Annotated in this window: 22 protein-coding genes; 18 read left to right on the top strand and 4 right to left on the bottom strand. The window is 59.5% G+C overall.

The annotated features are described in order from the left end of the window. Positions 1-19 precede the first annotated feature (19 nt). The 10 genes from QP978_RS02165 (at position 20) to groL (ending at position 10,682) form a co-directional block, all read left to right on the top strand. Positions 20-1,690 carry an NAD(P)H-hydrate dehydratase gene (locus QP978_RS02165; protein WP_284856791.1) on the top strand — a complete coding sequence of 557 codons (1,671 nt, stop codon included), beginning with the start codon at positions 20-22 and terminating at the stop codon, positions 1,688-1,690. After that, entirely contained in the window at positions 1,687-3,300 is a 1,614-nt protein-coding gene (gene alr / locus QP978_RS02160) for an alanine racemase (protein WP_284856790.1), read from the top strand. The genes QP978_RS02165 and alr overlap by 4 nt, the downstream gene beginning before the upstream one ends. A gap of 30 nt (positions 3,301-3,330) precedes the next feature. Further along, positions 3,331-3,981 (top strand): tRNA (adenosine(37)-N6)-threonylcarbamoyltransferase complex dimerization subunit type 1 TsaB, encoded by a 651-nt coding sequence (gene tsaB, locus QP978_RS02155; protein ID WP_272707985.1) that lies wholly within the window; start codon positions 3,331-3,333, stop codon positions 3,979-3,981. Continuing rightward, positions 3,978-4,457, top strand: a complete 480-nt coding sequence (gene rimI, locus QP978_RS02150) for a ribosomal protein S18-alanine N-acetyltransferase (protein WP_070642887.1) — start codon at positions 3,978-3,980, stop codon at positions 4,455-4,457. The genes tsaB and rimI overlap by 4 nt, the downstream gene beginning before the upstream one ends. A 38-nt stretch (positions 4,458-4,495) precedes the next feature. Continuing rightward, positions 4,496-6,232, top strand: coding sequence for a pyruvate dehydrogenase (locus QP978_RS02145; protein ID WP_016422112.1), 1,737 nt, complete (start codon positions 4,496-4,498; stop codon positions 6,230-6,232). 55 nt (positions 6,233-6,287) lie between these two features. Then, positions 6,288-6,716, top strand: coding sequence for a hypothetical protein (locus tag QP978_RS02140; protein ID WP_042388422.1), 429 nt, complete (start codon positions 6,288-6,290; stop codon positions 6,714-6,716). Positions 6,717-6,774: 58 nt separating this feature from the next. Further along, on the top strand, positions 6,775-7,854 hold the full coding sequence (gene tsaD, locus QP978_RS02135; RefSeq protein ID WP_070438201.1) for a tRNA (adenosine(37)-N6)-threonylcarbamoyltransferase complex transferase subunit TsaD: 1,080 nt from the start codon (positions 6,775-6,777) through the stop codon (positions 7,852-7,854). 103 nt (positions 7,855-7,957) lie between these two features. Next, entirely contained in the window at positions 7,958-8,602 is a 645-nt protein-coding gene (locus tag QP978_RS02130; protein WP_070606728.1) for a hypothetical protein, read from the top strand. 156 nt (positions 8,603-8,758) lie between these two features. Beyond that, positions 8,759-9,058 carry a co-chaperone GroES gene (groES, locus tag QP978_RS02125; RefSeq protein ID WP_005510054.1) on the top strand — a complete coding sequence of 100 codons (300 nt, stop codon included), beginning with the start codon at positions 8,759-8,761 and terminating at the stop codon, positions 9,056-9,058. A gap of 19 nt (positions 9,059-9,077) precedes the next feature. Further along, positions 9,078-10,682 (top strand): chaperonin GroEL, encoded by a 1,605-nt coding sequence (gene groL / locus QP978_RS02120; RefSeq protein ID WP_070566161.1) that lies wholly within the window; start codon positions 9,078-9,080, stop codon positions 10,680-10,682. Positions 10,683-10,801: 119 nt separating this feature from the next. On the opposite strand, the gene QP978_RS02115 is transcribed toward groL, so the two are convergent. Both QP978_RS02115 and QP978_RS02110 read right to left on the bottom strand, forming a co-directional pair. Then, positions 10,802-11,125, bottom strand: a complete 324-nt coding sequence (locus tag QP978_RS02115; protein WP_284856812.1) for a WhiB family transcriptional regulator — start codon at positions 11,123-11,125, stop codon at positions 10,802-10,804. A 137-nt stretch (positions 11,126-11,262) separates the two neighbouring features. Beyond that, positions 11,263-11,631, bottom strand: a complete 369-nt coding sequence (locus QP978_RS02110; protein ID WP_038629374.1) for a DUF5319 domain-containing protein — start codon at positions 11,629-11,631, stop codon at positions 11,263-11,265. A 263-nt stretch (positions 11,632-11,894) separates the two neighbouring features. Between QP978_RS02110 and guaB the strand changes: the two genes are divergently transcribed. The 4 genes from guaB to guaA all read left to right on the top strand — a co-directional run bounded on the left by guaB (position 11,895) and on the right by guaA (position 18,079). Next, positions 11,895-13,424 carry an IMP dehydrogenase gene (gene guaB / locus QP978_RS02105; RefSeq protein WP_284856789.1) on the top strand — a complete coding sequence of 510 codons (1,530 nt, stop codon included), beginning with the start codon at positions 11,895-11,897 and terminating at the stop codon, positions 13,422-13,424. Between the two features lie 50 nt (positions 13,425-13,474). After that, complete coding sequence (locus tag QP978_RS02100; protein ID WP_149421033.1) at positions 13,475-14,623, top strand: GuaB3 family IMP dehydrogenase-related protein; 1,149 nt, start codon at positions 13,475-13,477, stop codon at positions 14,621-14,623. Positions 14,624-14,742: 119 nt separating this feature from the next. Then, entirely contained in the window at positions 14,743-16,491 is a 1,749-nt protein-coding gene (locus QP978_RS02095; protein WP_016422121.1) for an FAD-dependent oxidoreductase, read from the top strand. Positions 16,492-16,504: 13 nt separating this feature from the next. After that, a complete protein-coding gene (guaA, locus tag QP978_RS02090; RefSeq protein ID WP_042388426.1) occupies positions 16,505-18,079 on the top strand; it encodes a glutamine-hydrolyzing GMP synthase in 1,575 nt (524 codons plus the stop codon). A gap of 4 nt (positions 18,080-18,083) precedes the next feature. Here guaA and QP978_RS02085 read toward each other — a convergent pair whose 3' ends face one another. Then, positions 18,084-18,845, bottom strand: coding sequence for a hypothetical protein (locus QP978_RS02085; RefSeq protein ID WP_016422123.1), 762 nt, complete (start codon positions 18,843-18,845; stop codon positions 18,084-18,086). Between the two features lie 65 nt (positions 18,846-18,910). Between QP978_RS02085 and QP978_RS02080 the strand changes: the two genes are divergently transcribed. From QP978_RS02080 to QP978_RS02070, 3 genes are all read left to right on the top strand, one after another. After that, positions 18,911-19,216 carry an antibiotic biosynthesis monooxygenase family protein gene (locus QP978_RS02080; RefSeq protein WP_038629377.1) on the top strand — a complete coding sequence of 102 codons (306 nt, stop codon included), beginning with the start codon at positions 18,911-18,913 and terminating at the stop codon, positions 19,214-19,216. Positions 19,217-19,380: 164 nt separating this feature from the next. After that, positions 19,381-20,109 carry a DnaE2-dependent mutagenesis accessory factor ImuA' gene (imuA', locus tag QP978_RS02075; RefSeq protein WP_224433302.1) on the top strand — a complete coding sequence of 243 codons (729 nt, stop codon included), beginning with the start codon at positions 19,381-19,383 and terminating at the stop codon, positions 20,107-20,109. Further along, complete coding sequence (locus QP978_RS02070; protein ID WP_048731534.1) at positions 20,109-21,773, top strand: Y-family DNA polymerase; 1,665 nt, start codon at positions 20,109-20,111, stop codon at positions 21,771-21,773. Before imuA' ends, QP978_RS02070 begins: the two co-directional genes overlap by 1 nt. Before the next feature lie 23 nt (positions 21,774-21,796). Here the strand turns inward: QP978_RS02070 and QP978_RS02065 are convergent, their stop codons facing one another. After that, complete coding sequence (locus QP978_RS02065; RefSeq protein ID WP_070642893.1) at positions 21,797-22,477, bottom strand: AMIN-like domain-containing (lipo)protein; 681 nt, start codon at positions 22,475-22,477, stop codon at positions 21,797-21,799. A gap of 164 nt (positions 22,478-22,641) precedes the next feature. Here QP978_RS02065 and QP978_RS02060 point away from each other — a divergent pair, with 164 nt between their 5' ends. Next, positions 22,642-23,553, top strand: a complete 912-nt coding sequence (locus QP978_RS02060) for a sucrase ferredoxin (RefSeq protein ID WP_187401330.1) — start codon at positions 22,642-22,644, stop codon at positions 23,551-23,553. The last annotated feature ends 23 nt before the right edge of the window (positions 23,554-23,576 follow it).

Genomic DNA, 23,576 nt, shown 5'->3' with positions numbered 1-23,576 from the left:
CTAATCGTAGGCTGGGGTTATGACGTACTGCTACACAGCTGCCGAAATTCGCGCCGCGGAACAGCCCTATCTGGACGCACAAACGCGTGACGACGAACTCATGCGCCACGCAGCCGCCGCTGTGTCGGAGGTGGCGGAGCGGATGCTCTCAGAGGCATCTCCGGAGCCTGGTCGCGGTCGTGTGCTGCTGTTGGTTGGATCGGGAGGCAATGGTGGCGATGCACTCTATGCTGGCCGAAACTTGTCCTCGGATGGGCATGGCGTGGATGCGGTTTTGCTGGGCTCGAAGCCACACGAGCGGGCACTGGAAGCTTTTGAGCTCGCAGGTGGGCGGGTGCTGCCGTTGGGGTGTGACCGGGAGACGGATTTATCGAAGATTCTGTGGTCGATTAGTGAAGACTACGCACTGATCATCGACGGCATCGTGGGGCTCGGAGGTCACGGCGCGCTGCGTGAAGAGGCCGCGTGGTTGGTGCGCGAAGCGCGGTTGGGCAAAGTTCCCATTCTCGCGGTTGATGTGCCGAGCGGCGTAGAAGCCGATACTGGGCGTACTTTTGACCCGCCTGCCCAGACCATCAATCCAGACCCTGATTTGGAGGAGAGACAGAACCCGTACCTGCCATCCCGCGTCGAGGCCACGACAACGGTGACTTTCGGCGGTCTGCGCTACGCGCACTCGCTGTCCGAATCCTGTGGCACCGTCGAATTACATGAAATTTCCCTCGACTCCTTCTCCCTCGAACTTCCAGGACTGGGGCAGACGCTCTATGAAAACGGTACCTACAATGCCGTCCACCACCAGACTCCGACCGTGGAGTTCTACGAAGCCCTAGGCGGGAGCTTTCCGGCACCACTTGGCGCGATGACCCCGCTCGAACCCGGTGCTGCAGACCACAAGTACTCCACTGGAGTTACAGGTATCTCCGCCGGTAGCGAGGCGTATCCGGGCGCTGGTCAGCTGTGTGCCTCCGCTGCCGTGCACGCGACCAGTCCCGCGGTTATCTATGTCGGCGACGCGGCCGCCCGCAACCGCATCACCGCGGCCTTGCCGACGGTCATTGCGCAGTCGGACTCGGTGGATCGTAAAGAGGTACGCGTCGATGCCTGGGTTGCCGGCCCTGGTCGGGGCACTGATGAGCGCGCGGCCGAGGAACTGCGCGACATTCTGGCCACCGACAAACCAGTAGTCATCGACGCTGACGCCCTGACGCTGCTGTCGAAGCATGAGGATATCCGACAGCTCGTCCGCGAGCGCGGCCAGGAGCGCAACCTGCGCACTGTTCTCACGCCGCACGCCGGCGAATTTGAGCGTCTTACCGGGCACGAGGTCACTAACGCCATCGCAGATGCCCGTGAACTTGCCGAGCAGTTCTTCTGCGAAGTGTTGCTCAAGGGACGTCGCACCGTGATTGCCAATCCGAAAGCGCAGCGCACAGTTGTGATTGACGCGGGTAGCTCCTGGGCAGCCACGCCGGGCTCCGGCGATGTACTGTCCGGACTCCTTGGCGCCTGGGTAGCGCGTGGCGAAGCCCTCTACGTACCAGTAATTATTCACGCTCGCGCCGCATTCTTGGCCGCGCAGACAGAGTTCGGGCCAGCACCCTGCAGCGCCCAGGACATCGCTGAATCCATCCGAGATGCCACCGCATGGTTCACCAATGAAGGCAGCAGTGGCAAAATACGGCTATGACTTCCTCGGCACCAGCCATCCTGACCCATACCGTTAATCTCGACGCAATCACCCACAATGTGAAGACCGTCAAGGCCATCGCAGGGGTGTCGGAATTCATGGCCGTCGTCAAGGCGGACGGCTACTCGCAGGGTGCGCTGCAGACCGCGCGTGCCGCACTGGCCGGCGGCGCAACACAGCTCGGCGTCGCAACAATCGACGAGGCGCTCTCCCTCCGCGAGGAACTCCGCACCACGCTTGACGACGGCCACACCATCCCCATCCTCGCCTGGATCTGGGACGCGGCAGCCACCTCGTTGCTGCAGCGTGCTGTGGCTGCAGATATTGACCTCGGCCTGCCGTCGATGGCTCATGCGCTGGCCGTGGCCAATGCCGGGCGGGCGCTATCGGTGACACCACGTGTGACGGTGATGGTCGATACGGGCTTGGGTCGCTCGGGATTCTCTATGGCCAATGGGGACTTTGAGCATGCGGTCGATCAGCTGGTCGAGCTGCACAAGACCGGTGCTCTGAACATCACCGGTGCTTTCACGCACTTTGCGTGCGCGGATGAGCCGGGCAACGAGAGCGTCGATAAGCAGGCGCAGAATTTCCGTGCTGCGATTGCGGCACTGCGTGAGGCGGGGCTGGACGAGCTGATTAACCATGCGGCGAATTCGCCGGCATCGTTGTCGCGCCCGGACCTGGCCTTCGACATGGTGCGCCCAGGGCTGGCGATTTATGGTGGCGAGCCAATTGTGGGGGCCACCCATGGATTGCGTCCGGCGATGCGGTGGGAGGCGTCGGTCATTTTGGTCAAGAAGCTGCCGGCGGGGCAGTCGGTGTCCTACGGCCAGACGTGGACAGCTGACCGCGACACCACCATCGGCATCGTGCCCTGCGGCTACGCCGACGGTATGATGCGCTCGGCATCCGGGCGTTTCGAGGTCAGTATCAATGGCACACGCTACCCGCAGGTAGGACGGGTGTGTATGGATCAATTCGTCGTCGACCTGGGGCCCGACACCGATGTCGAGGCCGGCGACACTGCGGTCATCGTCGGTGATCCCACACTGGGGGAGCCCGGTCTCGATGACCTCGCGGAGGCATCCGGCACCATTAACTATGAAATCCTCACCGCGCCGAAGGGGCGTAGCGAGCGAAAGTGGGTGCGCAGCCGGCTCGCGCCAACCGCAGAGGACATGCGTGACCTCGGCGAGGAGATTGGCCGGGAGTTGGCAGCTGGGGATCTGGTGATTCTCGATGGCCCACTCGGCGCGGGCAAAACGACCCTCACGCAGGGCATCGCCCGCGGCATGAATGTGCGCGGTCGCGTGACGTCGCCGACGTTCACCATCGCCCGCGAGCACCGTCCGCTTGCAACCGACGGCGTCACCCTCATCCACGTCGACGCCTATCGACTCTTCGGCGAAGAGGGACCCGGCTCCGATGGCGAGGCCTTCGATGCGCTGGACTCGCTCGATTTGGACACCGACCTTGAGGACAGCGTCGTGGTCGCCGAGTGGGGAATGGGGCTCGCCGAGGTGCTCTCCGAGCGCTATCTACAGGTGAGTATCGATCGTTCGCGTGACGACGATGCCCGCGTCGTCACCTGGAAGTGGAGCAAGTAGCTTCAAGTCGGTTCAAGTAGGTTACTGAGTATGAACATTTTGGCCGTTGACACATCGACTCCACAGGTCACCGCGGGAATTGTCCGCGATGGTGAAACCGTGGCTGAAAAGCTGCACCTGGATGCCCGTGCGCACAACGAGGTGCTGGTGCCGCTGATTCAGCAGTGCCTCACTGACAGTGGGGTGGCGGCAACCGAGCTGGACGCCGTGGTTGTCGGCTGTGGTCCGGGGCCGTTTACGGGCTTGCGCGTTGGTATGGCCACCGCAGCCTCCTTCGCCGACGCTCTGGGGATTCCCTGCTACGGCATCTGCAGCCTGGATGCGCTCGCGGGTGGTGTTGGCGATGAACTGGTCGTCACCGATGCCCGCCGCCGCGAGGTGTACTTCGCCGCCTACCGCGATGGCCAGCGGGTTTTTGGTCCGGCAGTGGCCAAGCCAGCCGACGTCATGGAGCTGATCAAGGAAGAACTTGCAGCAGAAGCCGCCGACTTCGCGCCGAGCCAGGCCCGCGGCAGTCTCAGCCACATCGAGCAAATTGCCGGGCTTGAGGTTGCTGCCGAACAAGTCTTTCCCACTCCGACAGCCATGGTTGAAGCGGTCGACTTTGACTCCGCGCCGGGCCCACTGGTGCCGCTGTACTTGCGCCGTCCGGATGCCGTTGTCCCGAAGGCTATGAGATGAGCGTCGTCAAGCTAGTGCGTCTCGGGCCTCCTGCGGCCAAGGCGTGTGCGGCGATTGAGGCGGAGCTGTTTGCCGGCGACGATCCCTGGCCGGAATCGGCCTTTATGGCAGAGCTGGCCGCGCCGAACAATTTCTACGTCGGGCTGATCGCAGAGGCGGACGGGGACGAAGAACTGTGCGGCTATGCGGGGATTACCAAGCTGGGGCCTGCGGGGGCCGCCGAATACGAGATTCACACCATCGGGGTGGGGCAGAAGTGGCAGCGCCGGGGCTTTGGGGCGCAGCTGATGGACGCGCTGATGGCAGCTGTGGAGGAGGATCCGGGCCCGGTGTTTTTGGAAGTTCGCACAGATAACGAACCCGCAATCGCCATGTATCGGCGCTATGACTTCGAGAATATGGGGCTGCGAAAGAACTATTATCCGGGCTCTGGGGCGGATGCGTACACGATGTGTCGGCCTGAGTTGGCCAGCTAGATGTTGACGTATTGACTAATCTGCGTTAAACCAGGCACATGGCTAAAACCTTTGCAAAACAGCTCGTAGAAACCCTAGAGAAGCAGGGTGTCAAGCGAATCTTCGGACTCGTTGGAGATAGTTTGAACCCCATTGTCGACGCTGTGCGCGAGTCCTCCATTGAGTGGGTGCACGTTCGCAACGAAGAGGCTGCCGCCTTCGCCGCCGGCGCGGAGTCCCTGGTCACCGGCGAATTAGCAGTGTGTGCGGCCTCCTGTGGCCCGGGTAATACCCACCTCATTCAGGGCCTGTATGACTCCCACCGCAACGGCGCAAAGGTGCTGGCGCTGGCATCGCACATTCCTTCCCGCCAGATTGGCTCGAACTTCTTCCAGGAGACCCATCCGGAGTTCATCTTCAACGAGTGCTCCGGTTACTGCGAGATGGTCAACTCCGCTGAGCAGGGTGGCGTCGTTTTGCATCACGCTATCCAGTCGACCATGACTGGCCACGGTGTTTCCGTGCTGGTTCTGCCGGGCGACATTACAACGCATGAAGTGGAGAATGATGAGTTCGTCACCTCCACAATCAGCAGCGGTCGCCCAGTCGTATTCCCTGACGCCGGCCAGGCCGCCGCGCTTGCCGACGCAATCAACGAGGCTAAAACGGTCACGCTTTTCTGTGGCGCAGGTGTGAAGGATGCCCGCGAACAGGTGCTCAAGCTTGCGGAGAAGATTAAGTCGCCGGTGGGGCATGCGCTGGGTGGCAAGATGTACATCCAGTACGACAACCCCTATGACGTCGGAATGTCCGGCCTGCTGGGCTACGGCGCCTGCCACGATGCCTCCAACGATGCTGATCTGTTGATTCTGCTCGGTACTGACTTCCCGTACAACGACTTCCTGCCGACCAAGAACGTCGCCCAGGTCGATATCGATGGTCGTGCCATCGGTCGTCGTACCACGGTGAAGTACCCAGTCGTCGGCGATGTGGCTGCCACGATTGAAACCATCCTGCCGCACCTGGATGAAAAGACTGACCGTTCCTTCCTGGACAAGCAGCTGCGGAACCACGAGCGCCTGCTCAGCCACGTCATCGAGGCATACACCCACGACGTTGAGAACATGCGACCGATTCACCCGGAGTATGTGGCCGACCTGATTGATAAGTACGCCGATGACGATGCCGTCTTCACCGTGGATACCGGCATGGGCAATGTCTGGGCTGCACGCTACGTCACGCCGAATGGCAAGCGAGAGCAGATTGGTTCTTTCCGTCACGGCACTATGGCCAATGCACTGTCGCAGGCCATTGGTGTGCAGGCTGCTGACCGGGACCGTCAGGTCATTACCTTCAACGGTGACGGTGGCCTGTCAATGCTGCTCGGTGAGCTCATCACCGTGAAGCAGGAGCAGCTGCCCATCAAGATGTTTGTGTTCAACAACTCCTCGCTCGGCATGGTCAAGCTGGAGATGCTGGTTCAGGGGCTGCCGGAGCACGAGACCGACCACGACGCAGTGGACTACGCCGGAGTCGCAGAGTCGTTGGGTATCAAGGCCATCCGAATTGAAGATCCGGCCGATGCGCCTCGCCTGATTCAGGAGGCGCTGGCATACGACGGCCCGGTGCTGGTGGATATGATCACCGACCCGAATGCCCTGTCCATCCCGGCAAACATCACCTGGGACATGCTGATGGGATTCTCCAAGGCCGCTACTCGCACCGTCTTCGGCGGCGGCGTTGGTCAGATGATCAACATGGCACGGTCGAACCTCCGCAACATCCCGCGGCCATAGTGGGGGTAGCGCTCTCGAGATGCGGGAGTGGGTGCGGTGCGGTACCTCTGTTTCCATGATTAAAGGTTTTCTGGTGAACCCTGACCTGACGCATCGCATCGTCGAATTTGAGTTGGAGGCCGCTGCTACATTCCTCGGCGGAGTTTCCTCCGACCGTGTTTCGGTGGCATTCCAAGAAGACGGCGCCGATTACGCCGCTCTCTACAACCCGACGGCCAAGGCGGAGGGCGCTGAACCGAATCCGGTCGCGTCCCTCGGCCGCAATGAGGCTGCTACGGGCAACTCGGCTTTCTTTACCGACCCCACCACCGCAATTTGCGGAACGGTCGTATTTGTCGACGCCGAGGGCAAGGATATCGGCGACGAGGAAATCGAGCGTATTAAGCACGGTATGCGCGCCGTGCGTCACTACCGCGATGACTACCCAGAGGAATACGCTCTCTGGCGTGCCGCTGTGCGGAACCTCGGTCGCCTCGAAATTTAAACTCGGTCGCTGGTAAGTGACCCGGTGGTGCGCTAGTACCATGACTGCTATGACCGAGTTGACCCTGCTGGCAATCGAGAGTTCCTGTGATGAGACTGGCGCTGCAGTGATGCGTGTGCGCTACGACGACACTGACACCAGCACCCCCGCCATTCCCGAGGTGGAAGTGCTTGCCGACGTCGTCGCATCCTCCATGGAACAGCACGCCCGCTTCGGTGGTGTGGTCCCGGAGATTGCTTCCCGCGCTCATTTAGAAGCCCTGCAGCCAGTAGTCTCCGAGGCGCGCGCGCAAGCAGCTGCCAAGCTCGGTATCGATACTTTTATCCCAGATGCCGTCGCCGCTACCGTGGGGCCCGGTCTCGCTGGTGCGCTGCTGGTCGGTTCGGCAGGCGCGAAGGCCTATGCCGCCGCCTGGGGTGTGCCTTTCTACGGCATTAATCACCTTGGTGGCCACGTTGCTGTCGGAGCTCTCGATGGCGCAGATCTATCCAACGCAGTGGCGCTCTTGGTTTCCGGCGGGCACACGCAGCTGCTGCGTGTGCAGGGGGTTGGTCGTCCGATGGAGGAGCTCGGATCGACGCTTGACGACGCAGCCGGAGAGGCATACGACAAGGTTTCGAGGTTGCTTGGGTTGGGTTACCCGGGCGGCCCGATTATCGATAAGTTGGCTAAGCAGGGAAATCGCAAGGCCATCGCGTTTCCTCGCGCCATGATGCGCCAGCAGGATGCGCGCCATGACTTCTCCTTCTCCGGCTTGAAAACCGCCGTGGCCCGCTATGTCGAGGCGGCAGAGAAGGAAGGTCGTGAATACTCCGTAGAGGACGTCTGTGCTTCCTTCCAGGAGGCGGTCTGCGATGTATTGACCAAGAAGGCCGTTCGCGCAGCTCAGGATGTGGGGGCCACTACGCTGCTGCTCGGTGGTGGTGTGGCTGCGAACTCGAGGTTGCGTGAACTCGCAGCGGCGCGAGCTACCTCGGCGGGAATTACGCTGCACGTGCCACCGATTAAGTTGTGCACCGACAACGGTGTCATGATTGGCGCAGCTGCCGCCTACCTCATTGCCGCGGGGGTCAAGCCCTCTGGCTACGCCTGCCCGACCGACCCATCGATGCCAGTGGAAGATCCTGTAATGCAATAAGCAGTGATTGCCCCTCGGATCCATGTTAAATTTCGTTAACTGACTTTGACTTGTTTCTCTGCCATGGATCGCAGGACAATTACAGGAAAGCGCTTGCCCAAAAATGAGTAAAGACTACAGCGAGTGGGAACTTCAGCCATCCGATAATTCGCATAATCAGACTGAGATGTTTGCACCGCAGGGCGAACCGCAAACAACGCAAGCACCGCAAGTTGAACATCAGCGCGGTCGTGCTGGGGGAGTGCTATGGGCAGTTATCGCTCTGCTGCTTGTGGTGATCGTCGCTGTAGCAGTGGTGCTTTACCTAGTTGTGAGTGGTCGAGGTGAGCAATGGTTTGGTGCAGGTGCCAAGGATGAAGTAGCGCCGAAGCTCACTGTTACTGCGACTGCGACGGAGACCGTGAAGGTGAAGTCGCCGGAGAAAACCAAGACGAGGGAAACCACGAGTACGGCTGCGCCCGATTATCCGATTAGTGGGGATTGCGAGGCGTCGGCGTTCCCGACTACGGAGGAAAACTTTACGATCGTCGCCTGTGACGGATGGTGGGCGCTGGGTGGGCGCGCAAACAGTGGTGGACTGGCGGTCTACCAATGGGACGAAGGTGCCTGGCAAAGGAGGGAGCCAGACAGTCGTTACACAACCGGTTCTGGTGGTCCGTGCTTTAGCGATGAGTACATCAAGGAACACGGAATGACGGTTACTGCGTTCGGTCGTATGGCGTGTAACCCCGACAAGCTGACCAATTAGCATTAGCGCTCACTATTGTTGAGTGTTAGCACTTGCAGGGGTAGAGTGCTAACGAAGGTTGTTTGACACACAGTTGTTCACCCGCGACGACGGCTGTGCACGGCAGACCAACCGGCACAAGAACATCACATCACCGCATGTATGGAGGAATTCATCGTGGCGAACGTCAACATCAAGCCGCTGGAGGACCGCGTCCTCGTCCAGATCAACGAAGCAGAGACCACCACGGCTTCTGGCCTGGTTATCCCGGACTCCGCTAAGGAGAAGCCGCAGGAGGCTACCGTTATCGCAGTTGGTCCGGGTCGTTGGGCCGATGACGATGACCGCATTCCTATGGACGTCAAGGAGGGGGACATTGTCATCTTCTCCAAGTACGGCGGCACTGAGCTGAAGTACCAGGGCGAAGAGTACCTGCTGCTGTCGCAGCGCGACATCCTGGCTGTTATCGAGAACTAAAGGGAGGACGTACCCACACATGGCGAAGCTTATTGCTTTTAACGAAGAGGCTCGCGAAGGCCTCAAGCGCGGTGTGGACACGCTTGCCGACGCAGTCAAGGTCACGCTTGGCCCGAAGGGTCGCAACGTTGTCCTGGACAAGGCCTTCGGCGGTCCGCTGGTCACCAATGATGGTGTGACCATCGCCCGCGACATCGACGTTGAGGATCCGTTTGAGAACCTCGGCGCGCAGTTGGTTAAGTCCGTTGCGGTCAAGACCAATGACGTTGCCGGTGACGGTACTACTACCGCAACGCTGCTGGCACAGGCGCTGGTCCACGAGGGTCTGCGCAACGTTGCAGCCGGCGCAAACCCGATTTCGCTGAACCGCGGTATTCACGCTGCATCCGACAAGGCGGTTGAGCTGCTGAAGCAGCGCGCCACCCCGGTCAGCAGCTCTGGTGCCATCGCACAGGTGGCAACCGTTTCCTCGCGCGACACTGAAATCGGTGACCTGGTTGCAGGTGCCATGGACAAGGTTGGCAAGGACGGCGTCGTCTCTGTGGAGGAGTCGCAGTCGATTGCCACCGAGCTGTCCGTGACCGAGGGCGTGTCCTTCAACAAGGGCTTCCTCTCGCCGTACTTCATTACCGACGTTGAGGCTCAGCAGGCAATTCTCGACGGTGCACAGGTGCTGCTGGTCCGCGAGAAGATTTCCTCCCTGCCGGAGTTCCTGCCGATTCTGGAGAAGATTGCCGAGTCCGGCAAGCCGACTCTGATCATGGCTGAGGATATCGAGGGCGAGGCTCTGTCCGCGCTGGTCATCAACGCTATGCGCAAGACCTTGAAGGTTGCCGCAGTGAAGGCACCGTACTTCGGTGACCGTCGTAAGGCGTTCATGGATGACCTGGCAGTTGTCACCGGTGCAACCGTCGTTACGGCTGACACTGGCATGCAGCTGAAGGACGTTGGACTTGAGGTGCTGGGTAACGCACGCCGCATCACCATTACCAAGGACGAGACCGTCCTAGTTGACGGTGCTGGCACCGCTGAGGCTGTGGAAGAGCGTCGTAACCAGATCCGTGCCGAGATTGAGCGCACTGACTCTGACTGGGATCGCGAGAAGCTGGAAGAGCGTCTGGCGAAGCTCTCTGGCGGCGTGGCTGTCATTAAGGTCGGCGCTGCTACCGAGACCGAGGTCAACGAGCGCAAGCTGCGTGTCGAGGATGCCATTAACGCTGCTCGTGCGGCAGCTCAGGAAGGCGTCATCGCCGGTGGCGGTTCCGTACTGGTGCAGATCTCCCGTGAACTCGAGGCATTCGCTGACGAGTTCGAGGGCGACGAGGCAGTCGGTGTCCGTGCAGTTGCCAAGGCTCTGACCCGTCCGGCTTTCTGGATTGCTGAGAATGCTGGTAAGGACGGTGCTGTCGTTGTCTACCACATTGGTGAGCTGGAGAACGGCAACGGCTACAACGCTGCTACTGACACTTACGAGAACCTGATTGAGTCCGGCGTCATTGACCCGGTCAAGGTCACTCACTCCGCAGTCGTCAACGCAACCTCCGTGGCTCGCATGCTGCTGACCACCGAGGCTTCTGTTGTGGACAAGCCGGAAGAAGAGCCACAGCACGACCACGCTCACTAACTGCCAGTGAGCTAGTGCCCTGGCCTTTGGCACGTAAAATGCTCCCCACCTTTCAATCTGAGGGTGGGGAGCATTTTGGTTTTTATGTGAACTGGCTGGAGTCCGAGAGAGGAGAGGGACTACATGGCAGTAACTAGAACGCGTTCAAGTTCGCGTTCACGTGCGGCCGACTTAGCTCGAAGGATTTCATTTCGTTCAGATTCGCTGAGACCGCCCCAGACACCGTATGGCTCACCAACCTTGAGTGCGTGACTACGGCACTGCATAAGAACAGGGCAAGAACGGCAGATAGCCTTCGCACGGGCTTCACGCAGGCTGCGTGCGCGTCCGCGCTCGCCTTCCGGGTGGAAGAAGGTCGCGGAGTCCTGCCCGCGGCAAGAGCCGTGCAGCTGCCAATCCCACAAATCCGCATTGGGCCCGGGCAAGTGGTCGATGTACGTCATCGGAATTGATGTCTCCTTCATTGAGCTTTCTTGAAGCAGTGAGCTCAAGTGTGGAGGCCAACAATGAACGGTTGGTAAACCTAAGGAGGCCAGCCGGGATACTACGCAAACAATTCCGTCAAACTCTTACCAAATTTTTAGAAACGGCCAGGTCGTCGAGAACGCAGACCGTCGACAAAGCCTGCGCAGTAGTCCCATGGGGCGTAACGGGAGGGGTCTGGATCGAATTGTGGCTCGTGAACCGGAGATGCCTGTCCAGACAGGAGCATCAGGTAGTGGTTTTCCAAAACCTCCCAGTTATAAAAGTGCTCGTCACCGCAGTCCTCACACAACATGCAGACGCCCAGTAATCCCTCTGGGCTCAAAGCGGTGCGGAATAGGCGAACTGCGGCCAGATCTTCAAGAACCTCTCGACGTTCCTGGTCTGTCAGTGGAGCAAACGGCTCATCCGGCTCGAGAAAGCTTGCCGGGTCATTGGGATCTCCTTCGAACGGATCCCGCGGCATGGATGAGAAAAAGTTGTGGTTCACAACCACTACCGTAACAGCTCTGTACGGCAATCCTGTCGATTGGCGATGCACTTAGTTGGGGTTTAGTTCACCTTGGAATAACCCTCAGCTAGCTTTCGGCTAACCCTTGTCGGGCACCTGTCGCTCCGCCTAATTGTCGCGTTTCATCACTGAAGGACTACCCTGTATATAACGTTTGGCAACCACGAAGCGATAGCGCCCCTGGCCGGATGTCGGCAAGGGTGGAGCAGGAGGAGTCCATGACCAACCCCACGGGAATTAGCCTCGGCGGAGACAATCCCAACAAGATTCCACTAGTCGGCCTTACATTCGATGACGTCCTGCTGCTGCCGGATGCTTCGGACGTTATCCCCTCCGGCGTTGATACTTCGACGCAGCTCACTCGTGAGCTGCGTCTGAACATTCCGGTTGTGTCCGCTGCTATGGACACCGTCACCGAGGCCCGCATGGCTGTTGCTATGGCCCGCCAGGGCGGTATGGGTATCCTGCACCGCAACCTGTCCATTGAGGAGCAGGCGCAGCAGGTCGAGATTGTGAAGCGCTCTGAGGCTGGCATGGTGTCCGACCCGGTGACCTGTTCCCCGGATGACACCATCGCCGAAGTAGATGCCAAGTGCGCTCGTTACCGCATCTCGGGCCTGCCGGTCGTCGACAAGGACGGCAAGCTGGTCGGTATCTGCACCAACCGCGACATGCGTTTTGAGGCAGACCTGAACCGCAAGGTTTCCGAAATCATGACCCCGATGCCGCTGGTCGTGGCTGAGCAGGGTGTGTGTGGCGATGCGGCGCTGAACCTGCTGCGCGCTCACAAGGTGGAGAAGCTGCCGATCGTCGATGGCGAAGGTCGCCTGACTGGTCTGATTACCGTCAAGGACTTCGTCAAGAAGGATCAGTACCCGAATGCTTCCAAGGATAGTTCCGGCCGTCTGCTGGTCGGTGCTGGCATCGGTACCGGCGAGGACTCCTGGAAGCGCGCGCACGCATTGGCTGACGCAGGCGTAGACGTGCTCGTTGTTGATACCGCTCACGCCCACAACTCAGGTGTACTTGAGATGGTCTCCCGCGTTAAGAAGGAATTCGGCGAGAACATCCAGATTATCGGCGGCAACCTGGCTACCCGTGGCGCTGCACAGGCCATGATTGACGCGGGTGCAGATGCCATCAAGGTCGGTATCGGCCCAGGCTCGATTTGCACCACTCGCGTTGTCGCAGGTGTGGGCGCCCCGCAGATCACCGCCATCATGGAAGCCTCTGTCGCAGCTAAGAAGGCTGGCGTCCCGATTATCGCCGATGGCGGTATGCAGTTCTCCGGCGACATCGCCAAGGCTCTGGCAGCCGGTGCATCCTCCGTCATGCTCGGTTCGATGCTGGCAGGTACCGCTGAGGCGCCGGGTGAGGTCACCTTCGTCAACGGCAAGCAGTACAAGATGTACCGCGGCATGGGCTCGCTGGGTGCTATGCAGGGCCGCGGCCTGACCGGTGAGAAGCGCTCCTACTCCAAGGACCGCTACTTCCAGGCTGATGTCAAGAGCGAAGAGAAGCTGGTTCCGGAAGGCATTGAGGGTCGTGTTCCGTTCCGCGGCAGCATCGACTCCATCGTTCACCAGCTGGTCGGTGGTCTGCGCGCAGCTATGGGCTACACAGGTTCCGCTACCGTCGAGCAGCTGCACGACGCACAGTTTGTCCAGATCACCGCTGCAGGCCTGCGCGAGTCGCACCCGCACGATATCCAGATGACTGTCGAAGCGCCGAACTACTACCAGCGCTAAACTGGCTTAGTCGAGTTAAATTCCACGGAAAGGGCATGTGAGGAAAGCTCATGCGCGACATCGTTGAAATCGGTATTGGCCGCGAGGCACGCCGGACCTACGAGTTGGACGATATTGCACTCGTTCCCACTCGTCGTACCCGGTCGTCCAAGGACGTCGATACCTCCTGGCGAATTGACGCCTACGATTTCGAACTCCCGATGATGATGCATCCGACAGATGCCATCGCCAGCCCGGAATCCGTCGCTGAGTTTGCTCGTCTGGGCGGTTTGGCGGTTCTCAACGCCGAGGGTATCTGGGCCCGTCACGCCGATGCGCAGGACAAGATCGCCGAGCTGGTGGAGTTGGCAAAGAATGCCGCCACCAAGCGTGAATCCGAGGCAGTGAACCGCAAGCTGCAGGAACTGCACTCTGCTCCAATTGATACTGACCTGTTGGTTGAGCGCATCAAGGAGATTCGCGCAACCGGCGCGATCACTGCAGTTCGTGTCGCCCCGCAGCATGCCCGTGAGCTGGCTCCGCTGGCTATCAAGGCCGGCATCGACTTGTTGGTTATCCAGGGCACGCTGATTTCCGCAGAGCATGTCACGGCTCAGGGTGAACCACTAAACCTCAAGGACTTCATCGGCAGCCTGGACGTTCCAGTGATTGCCGGTGGCGTTGTCGACTACCAGACTGCGCTGCATCTGATGCGCTCAGGCGCTGCTGGTGTAATCGTCGGTACAGGCTTTACGACGTCCCCGGATGCGCTCGGCATCGATGTGCCAATGGCTACCGCTATTGCGGATGCTGCAGCTGCTCGTAAGGACTACCTCGACGAGACCGAGGGCCGCTACGTCCACATCATTGCCGACGGCGGCATTGATACCGTCGGTGATATTGCCAAGGCAATCGCCTGCGGTGCGGATGCTGTGGCACTGTCCAGTGTGCTGGCAACCGTCCACGAAGCTCCGGGGCAGGGCTACGCCTGGCCGTCTGTTGCGGCACATCCGAAGTACCCGCGCGGTGCGGTGTGGCCGGTCGTCGACGATGAGAAGGAATTGGTCAGCCTGGAAGAGGCTCTGTTTGGCCCTTCCGCTTCGCCGTTCGGTGACCGCAATCTCGCCGGTGGCCTGCGTCGCGCAATGGCCAAGTGCGGCTTTACCAACCTGAAGTCCTTCCACCGCGTTGAGCTGTCGGTACGTCCAAAGGGTTTTTAATTAAAGTAATCGGATAGTTTTTTCGCAAAACTACCTTACTGAAAAGCCACCTCCGCTTAGGGTTAGGAACATGAGTTCCGCGCATTAGCGTTACGCCCTTAGAGAAGGTGGCTTTTCCCATGAGTAAACAACGTGATTTCGATGTTGTAATCGTCGGTTCCGGTTTCGGTGGTTCTGTTTCTGCTTTGCGGTTGACTGAAAAGGGCTACCGAGTGGCAGTTCTCGAAGCTGGTCGACGGTTCGAAGATAAAGACTTTGCCAAGACCAGCTGGCGGCTTCACAAGTACCTGTGGGCTCCTAAGCTGGGACTCTTTGGTGTCCAGCGTGTGCACATGTTGAAAGATGTCATGATTCTCGCTGGTGCCGGCGTCGGCGGTGGTTCTCTTAACTACGCAAACACTCTGTATAAGCCGGGCACCGAGTACTTCCAGCACCGTCAGTGGGGGCACATTACCGACTGGGAGTCAGAACTCACTCCGCACTATGACAATGCATCTCGCATGCTCGGGGTGGTCACCAACCCATCCGACACGCCTGCCGACGTCGTCATGCGTGAGGTAGCCGAAGATATGGGTGTGGGCCATACTTTCCGCTCGACTCCGGTGGGTGTGTTCTTTGGCGCCAAGACCGGTGGTCAGGGTGCGCCGGGGCAAACAGTTTCCGATCCTTACTTCGGGGGGATTGGCCCGGACCGTACTGCTTGTACGGAATGTGGTGAGTGCATGACTGGTTGCCGTCACAATGCTAAGAACACCCTGGTTAAGAACTACCTCTACTTGGCGGAGAAGTTTGGTGCGCAGGTCTTTGACCGCACTACCGTTACCGGTCTGCATCCTCAGGCTGATGGCTCCTGGGTTATTGACACTGAGCGCACTGGTCGTTGGGTAGCTAAGGGCAAGCAGCAGTTTAGCGCTAAGCGCGTCATTCTCGCCGCCGGTGCATGGGGCACCCAGAATTTGCTGCATCGCCAGCAGGCCGATGGGCACTTGCCGCTGCTGCCGAAGTCTTTGGGCAAGCTGACCCGCACTAACTCCGAGGCTATTTTGGGCGCGATGGGTACGAAGGTGGACCCGGAAAATGACTTCTCTAACGGTGTAGCCATCACTTCGTCATTCTTCCCAGATGAGGACACCCATATCGAGCCAGTGCGCTATGGCAAGGGTTCTAATGCCATCGCAATGCTGCAGATGATTATGACCGAAGGAGGTCGTGCAACTCCGCGTTGGCTGCAGGCTGTGGGAACCGTCGTAAAGCATCCTAACTACCTGACGCAGCTCGTGAATCTGCGTAAGTGGTCGCAGCGCACCGTGATTTCTCTGGTGATGCAGAATCGCGACAACTCGATTACGACGTACCTGCAGAAGATTGGGCCGGTGCGTTTCCTGATGAGTAAGCAGGGCGAGGGCGAGCCGAATCCGACGTGGATTCCGTCGGGTAACGAAGCTACGCAACGTGCGGCGGACAAGCTCAGTGCACGTGGTCGGAATGGTCGTGTGCTGGCTGGGGGCACTATCGGTGAGTTGGCAAACATTCCTTTGACAGCTCACTTCATTGGCGGCGCAACGATTTCAGATTCACCCGAAAACGGCGTTGTTGATCCGTACTTGCGTGTGTGGGGTTACCCGACGCTCTCGATTCACGACGGTTCGGCGATGGCAGCCAACCCGGGAGTGAACCCGTCACTGTCGATTTCCGCGAATGCGGAGCGTGCAACGTCGCTGTGGCCGAATAAGGGTGAGGAAGATCAGCGTCCGGCGCAGGGTGAGTCCTACGTGCGCCTGGATCCGATTGCTCCGGTGAACCCGGCTGTGCCGGAAGATGCTCCGGCTGCACTGAACCTGGGTATGCCTGCAGTCCGTAAGTCTTGATAAGCTTTAGGGCGTGTCTGAACAGGTGACTAAGCCCGTCCTCGTCGTGGACTTCGGTGCGCAGTATGCGCAGCTCATCGCGCGACGTGTGCGCGAGGCAAAAATTTATTCCGAAGTGGTCTCGCATGATGCGACGACCGAAGAAATTAAGGCCAAGAACCCGGCTGCGCTGGTGCTGTCCGGCGGCCCGTCCAGTGCCTACGCCGAAGGTGCCCCGAAGCTCAACCCAGAGTGGCTTGAGCTGGGCATTCCGGTGTTTGGTATTTGCTACGGCTTCCAGGCGATGACTGAGGTGCTCGGCGGCACGATTGCTGCTACCGGTGACCGTGAGTACGGCCGCACGCAGCTGAACGTCGTCGACGGTGGCGGTGTCGCTCACACTGGTGTGCCGGAGACACACGAGGTGTGGATGAGCCACGGTGACGCGGTGTCTAAGGCACCGGAGGGCTTCACCGTTACGGCGTCCACCAAGGGTGCTCCGGTAGCGGCTTTCGAGTGCTTGGAAAAGCGCATGGCCGGTGTGCAGTACCACCCGGAGGTCAACCACTCGCCGTATGGTCAGCAGGTTCTGGAGAAGTTCCTGTATGAGATTGCTGGCCTGGAGCCGGACTGGACTGCCGCTAACATCGCGGAAGAGCTGATTGAGCAGGTCCGTAATCAGGTCGGTGAGACCGGTCGCGCAATTTGCGGTCTGTCTGGCGGCGTTGACTCCGCAGTTGCCGCCGCGCTTGTGCAACGCGCTATTGGTGACCGTCTGACCTGTGTCTTCGTCGACCATGGGCTGCTGCGCCAGGGCGAGCGCGAGCAGGTTGAGAAGGATTTCGTTGCCGCAACTGGTGCGAAGCTGATTACCGTCGACGATTCCAAGGTCTTCCTGGATGCTCTGGCTGGTATCACCGATCCGGAGACCAAACGTAAGACCATCGGCCGTGAGTTCATCCGCTCCTTCGAGCGCGCTGTCGCACAGGCGCTGGAGGGCGCTCCGGAGGGCGAGACCGTGGACTTCCTGGTCCAGGGCACCCTGTACCCGGATGTGGTTGAGTCCGGTGGCGGTTCTGGTACCGCCAACATTAAGAGCCACCACAACGTCGGCGGTCTGCCGGATGACGTTGAGTTCACCCTCGTTGAGCCGCTGCGCCTGCTGTTCAAGGACGAGGTCCGTGCGGTCGGCCGCGAACTGGGGCTGCCGGAAGAAATCGTCGCTCGCCAGCCGTTCCCGGGCCCGGGTCTTGGTATCCGCATCATCGGCGCTGTCGATGAGGAGCGTCTGGATACCCTCCGTCGCGCCGACGCCATTGCACGCGAGGAAATGACGGCCGCAGGTATGGACGAGGTTGTCTGGCAGTGCCCGGTCGTCCTGCTTGCCGACGTCCGCTCGGTCGGTGTCCAGGGCGATGGTCGTACTTATGGCCACCCAATCGTGCTGCGCCCGGTTTCCTCTGAGGATGCGATGACCGCTGACTGGACCCGCGTTCCGTACGACACTTTGGAGAAAATCTCCACTCGTATCACCAACGAGGTGCCTGAGGTCAACCGCGTGGTCCTGGATGTGACTTCCAAGCCACCGGGAACCATTGAGTGGGAGTAAGCCACTAGTTGGCAAGGGCCGTGTCTGTGAGTTGTGCAAACTCGCGGGCACGGCCCTTTTCCGTCAGGGCCGAATTGTTCTTGGCGATGGTGATGCGCTTATCGGCGGCTAGGGTGTGGAGAGCTGCGCTCACGGTATCGTCGTCAAGCATGGCGAAATAGGGGAGCTGGTCGGTGAAGAAGACGTAGCCGTCGCGTAGACGTGCGATGAAGAGGACTGTGAGGATGCGGGCCTCTGGTGAGTCGGCGGGGTAGGGGCAGCGCTGGGCGAAATTGTCAGGAAGATGCGCGGCGAGAGGGAGGAATCCGAATTGCCGCGGCAGGATTGCGCAGGTAGCGGTGATGGCGGACAGAACTAGGGTCATTATGCAGGCGACCGGTGTAGAGGAAATTCGTTCGGCGACGGCGGCAATGATCCATGCTCCGGGGAAGATGAGCAGCACGCTTATACTGCTATTCCACGAGATGTCGTTTGGTGACTCACGCATCGGCTCTGCGAAGTAGGAGGGCCGAGTTTCTTTGGTGGGTGTTTTTGCCTGGCGCACGAAAAGTGTGGTGCCGATGAGTACCAGTAAAAGCGCTATCATGATCCACCAGCCAATGGAGCCGATGATGTGGGCTTTAAGCAATGCGAGCAGTGCGATCACTGCGGTGGTGACGCCAATTGCCGTCCCCAGGCGCACGGGACTATTGATAAATTTTGTCGTGCGTTCGGCCCCGTCTTGGTAAGAGCCTGAAGAGTGTTGGTGCCGGCTGGAATCTGTCATACTTCTTAATTTTAGTAGCGATGGAACTATAGATTGTTGAGAGTTGTGTGGCTAGTGTTATGACCATGAGCATTGTAAAAATTAACGCTATTACCGTTCCTGAGGGTGCGGGAGAAGAGCTCGAACGTCGCTTTTCCGCTAACTCTTCAAAGATGACCGATGTGCCGGGTTTCATTGGTTTCCAACTGCTGCGTCCGACTGCAGGAGAGAGCCGCTACTTCGTCTTTACCGAGTGGGAGAGTGAGGAGGCCTACCAGGGGTGGCGTGAGGGCCGTGCCTTCAAGGCTTCGCATGAGGGCGAAAAGCGCAAGCCGGTGTCGTCGTCGGCTGATTTGCTCGAATTCGATGTAGTTCTCGATGTGAAGGCCTAAGTAGTACGAAATGTAGTACTCGGCTGAGGTTAGAGCGTCGCGCGGTGGTGTGCGGCGCTTTTCTTCGCACATTAATATCGAACGTACGTGCTATTTAGGGTAATGTTTAATCCGCTTGTTGGGAAAGAATATTCGAGCAGTGTTCGTGGTGGGCGGGGGGGGCAGTGGGATGGCAGTGGGATGAGGTGGAACAAGAAGTGACAACGGCGGTCAATATTGCTGCGGGGCAGTCTAAGGAACAGACTATTGCGGCATTGCGGCAGGCGATGGCAGCCCAGTCTGGTGGGACTGCAACTGGTGCAACCTTTGGGCTCGGTGAGGCTCTGCCGGTGCCGGAGGCGTTGGAAAATACGTTGGCGGGAGCAGTGCGAAAAGGGGCTGTCAGTGTCATTGAACAGCCCGGTGCGGTATTGGCAGGCCTAATCGCGGAAGTTACGAAGACAGGTCATGTTGCGCTAGTTGGACTCGCTGAACAGGGGTTGCTCTCCGTGGTGGAGTTGGGCGGGAAGCTATCGAACATTGTCTGTGTGCCAGATCCTGGAATGCAGCCGCTTGAAGTAATTGGGCTGTTGGCGGACGGCGTTGACTTGGTGGTGGCTTCGTTGGCGCGCACTCCGCCGCCGTCGCAGGCACGTCCGCTGCAGGCACGACTGCGCACGAGTGGTTGTGCTCTGGTTTTTGTCGGGCAGCAGTGGCCGGGCGCTGCTGCGGAAATTTCCAGCTCTGTCGCTGGTGTTTCCGGGCTTGGCACTGGTTATGGCCGGATTCGAGCAGTGGATTACCAAGTCAGTGTGTCGGGGACGCGGTTTCCGCGGAGGCAGTGCCGTTGGCGGGTGGGGGAACAGGTGGAACAGAACAATGTGGTCGCGTTTCCCGCGCAGAGGAGGTCCTAGTGGTAGCGGCGGAATCGAGCCGTGTGGTGGCGCTATGGCTTCCTGATTGGCCAGTGCAGGCAGCACATCTAGCATCTGTGACGTCGCAGGCTAATCCGCTCAGTCCAGTTGCGATTGTGGGTGATAGCGGAGTAGCTGCTTGTTCTCCGAGTGCGCGCCGTGCAGGGGTACGGCGCGGGCAAAGCCGTCGCCATGCGGAAGCGTTGTGCCCGGAGCTGGAGGTTGTCGAGGAAAGTGCGGTGCGCGACGCTGCAGAATTCGAGTCCGTGCTGCAACGGTTGGAGGCGGTGGCAGCTGGGGTCGAAGCTCTACGGCCAGGCTTGGCGGTTGTGGCAGCGCGAGGGGTAATGCGTTATTACGGCGGACAGGATGTGGCCTTGGAAAAGCTGCTTGATGCCGCTGCGGTACCGGGCGTGGACTGCAGCTTGGGGCTCGCGGACGATATTGTGACAGCTATTTTGGCAGCGCGCAGGGGAGTGCTGGTAGCTCCCGGGGAAGATGAAGGCAAAAGATTTCGGCAGGGAATCTCTCTGGTGGAGCTGAGGGCGGAAAGTGCACTGGAGATGCCCGCAGAGCTTGCGAAGTCGTGGCAGGAACTCGGCCTGCGCACATTGGGGGATGTCGCTGCGTTACCGAAGCGGGATATAGCCAACAGGTTTGGGGCGCAGGGGGCTAGATGGCACGATTTGGCCTGCCGTGGGGAAGTGCGGTTGGTGGCGCCGCGATCTTTGCCGCCAGGACTGGCGGTGAGCTACCAGTCTTGGGAGAGTCCACTCCGAAGAGTGGATGAGGCCTCATTCGTCGCGCGCTTTCTAGCTGGGCAACTGCATGAAAAACTTTTTAACCATGGGTATTCGTGTTACCGCTTAGCGGTGGTGGCGCAATTTAGTGACGGCTCAGAGGTGCGCAGAGTATGGCGCTGCACTGAGCCACTGGCAGAACAGACTACGGCTGACAGGGTTCGGTGGCAGCTCGATGGCTGGCTGAATAACAGGAATCGGCAGCAGCCACGAGGAGGCAGCGGCACTGTTGCTGGAACTGTTGACGGCGCTGAGGAAAATGATGGAGATGACAGCCGCGGAATTGTAGAGCTGCAGTTAGAGCCACTGGATGTGGTCGCCGCCGGTACTGTAAAACAGGATCTGTGGCACGGCAGCGATGATGCGCGAGCCAAAGCGCGCCGGGCTGCCGAGCGTGTGCAGGGGTTACTGGGGTCAGAGGCAGTACAGCAACCAATCATGCAGGGCGGGCGTGGCCCAGGAGAAAGAGTGGGATTTGTCGCTTTCGGAGAAAAACCCAAAAGCACAAAAACCGCGGAAAATAATCAGCCGTGGCCGGGAGCCGTTCTTGCCCCCAATCCGGCAACTATTCCCGCGACTGCTAATGCTGAGGTGGAAGTGCTCGATGCCAATGGGCAGACCGTGGGCGTAACTGGGCGAGCGACCATGACGGCGGAACCATCTCTGGTGCGGCATGGAGTGACAACGTACCGCGTGTCATCGTGGGCTGGGCCCTGGCCGATTGATGAGCGCTGGTGGGTGCCCGATGAGGCTCGTCGAGCGGCAAGAATACAAATCCGTGCGATGGCGAATGACGGTACCATCGCCGCCTGGTTGCTCATAGGGCATGCCGGCGCATGGAGAATCGAGGGGGCTTACGCGTAGAGGCGTAGCGCGGGGCAACCCGATTACTTCGATTGGAAGTCAATAACCAGGCGGTTCGGGTTGTTCAACGAGAAAACCTTGAACGGGGTCTTATCGCCCTTGAGCCCGACGACATACTGAGTCTGTCCCTCGAAGGTGCCGGCGCCAACGACTTCCTTAATAACGGACGTCGATGTCGGCTTGACCGGGTCAGAGGGGAAGTCCTCCATCTGGAAATCAAAGGGGTAACCCATGCCCCGCAAGTCGATTACCAGCTTGGCTGTGCCGTCGACCGAAATCGGTTTGCCGGAGCCCTGTTGGGTCGGCACATCCTCGTAACGGACGAAATATCCCGGAGTGCCCTCGCCCGTGAGTTCAAAGACAATGCGGTCGTAACCGTCGTGGGAACCGACACGGACATCTTCAATACCCAAGTAAGCGCCATCGGAAGGGGCAGCTTCTGAGGAGGAACTATTGAAATCGCCCTCCGGAGCAGCATCGTCATCCATGGTGGTTTGCGCCGCCGCAGATGAGCTAGTGGAGCTGCTAGAGCTGCTTGACAAATCGGAGGTGCCAGCGGTTGAGTCAGTCTTCATAGACACTGCAGCAGCCGAGTCTGGGGATGAGTCAGAGGAGCAAGCGCCGAGAGCCAGGCCCAATGCGAGGCACAGGGATGCCGCGATACGGGTACGGGTGCGCGAAACATCCAGCGATTTCGTATTCATACGTCTGACGGTATGTGCGCAGTTACGGAATTTCAACAAGCTGAACTACAAAAGTCGAGGTCAGAAGTATTTGTTGTCAAAGTGTTGCACAATAGTAACAAAACAGGGGTGAACGCTGCGACCTAAGACCCAATCGCAGGGGGCACTCAATTACGCTTAGGCGTATGAGCCAGGCCAAATTTGATACCACCTGTTCCGCTCAGATGACTGAGCCGCTTCCCGGTACTGCGAAGACCGGAAAGCTCTTTATTGCGTTGGAGCACCAACTCGGTTGGTCGCACGATATTTTTGACGGCGGGGTATGGGGAGCAGAGATCACCGGTCAGGTAGAGGCCTGGTTGTCTGAACGCGGCGGCGCGTTGCAGCTGATTCGAAAGCCAGGCCGAATCGGCCAGCAGCCGTGTGATGGCGTTAACGTCTATATCGCGCATTGTGAATCAGTGGATGGCTCTGAGGTTTTTCTCGAACATCGCATGGTTGCCGATGTTGAAGACCTGATGACTCTGGATATCCGCCCTGGCCAGCCCACCGAGGGGGCCACTCGTCTGGACCATCCACTGTTTCTCATCTGTACGCACGGTAAGCGCGATCGTTGCTGTGCGATTAAAGGTCGCCCGCTCGCTGCTGCGATGCACAATCTCTACCCAGAGGTTGTGTGGGAAACCTCGCACTCTAAGGGGCACCGCTTTGCGCCGGCCAGCGTGCTGTTGCCATGGAATTACAGCTTTGGACGTCTGAGTGCGGTGGATGCCAAGGGGGTCATCGAAGACGCTCAGCAGGGCATCGTGCATGCAGAGGGCTGTCGCGGCCGTGGTGTCTACACCCCGCAGGGGCAGGCGGCCGAGTTGGCTGTGCGTCGTCAAGCAGATGCGTGGGGCGTAGACGATGTCGCACGCGTTGACGTCGACGGCACGACTGCAGTCGTCGCGCTTTACGACGGCCCCAGCGACCGCGACAAGGTCGTGGAATATGAAGTGGCCCTGGAGAAAATCACCACGGAAGGCGTTGTGTCTTCCTGCGGTGATGCTCCAGGGCCAAAGAAGGGCTGGGCTGCGGTCGAGGTAACCCGCCGCTAGCTAGTGGCTAGCTAATGTGCGCG

Source organism: Corynebacterium sp. MSK035, from assembly GCF_030232615.1.
Taxonomy (GTDB): Bacteria; Actinomycetota; Actinomycetes; order Mycobacteriales; family Mycobacteriaceae; genus Corynebacterium; species Corynebacterium jeikeium_D.
This window is presented reverse-complemented; position numbering and strand designations above follow the sequence as displayed.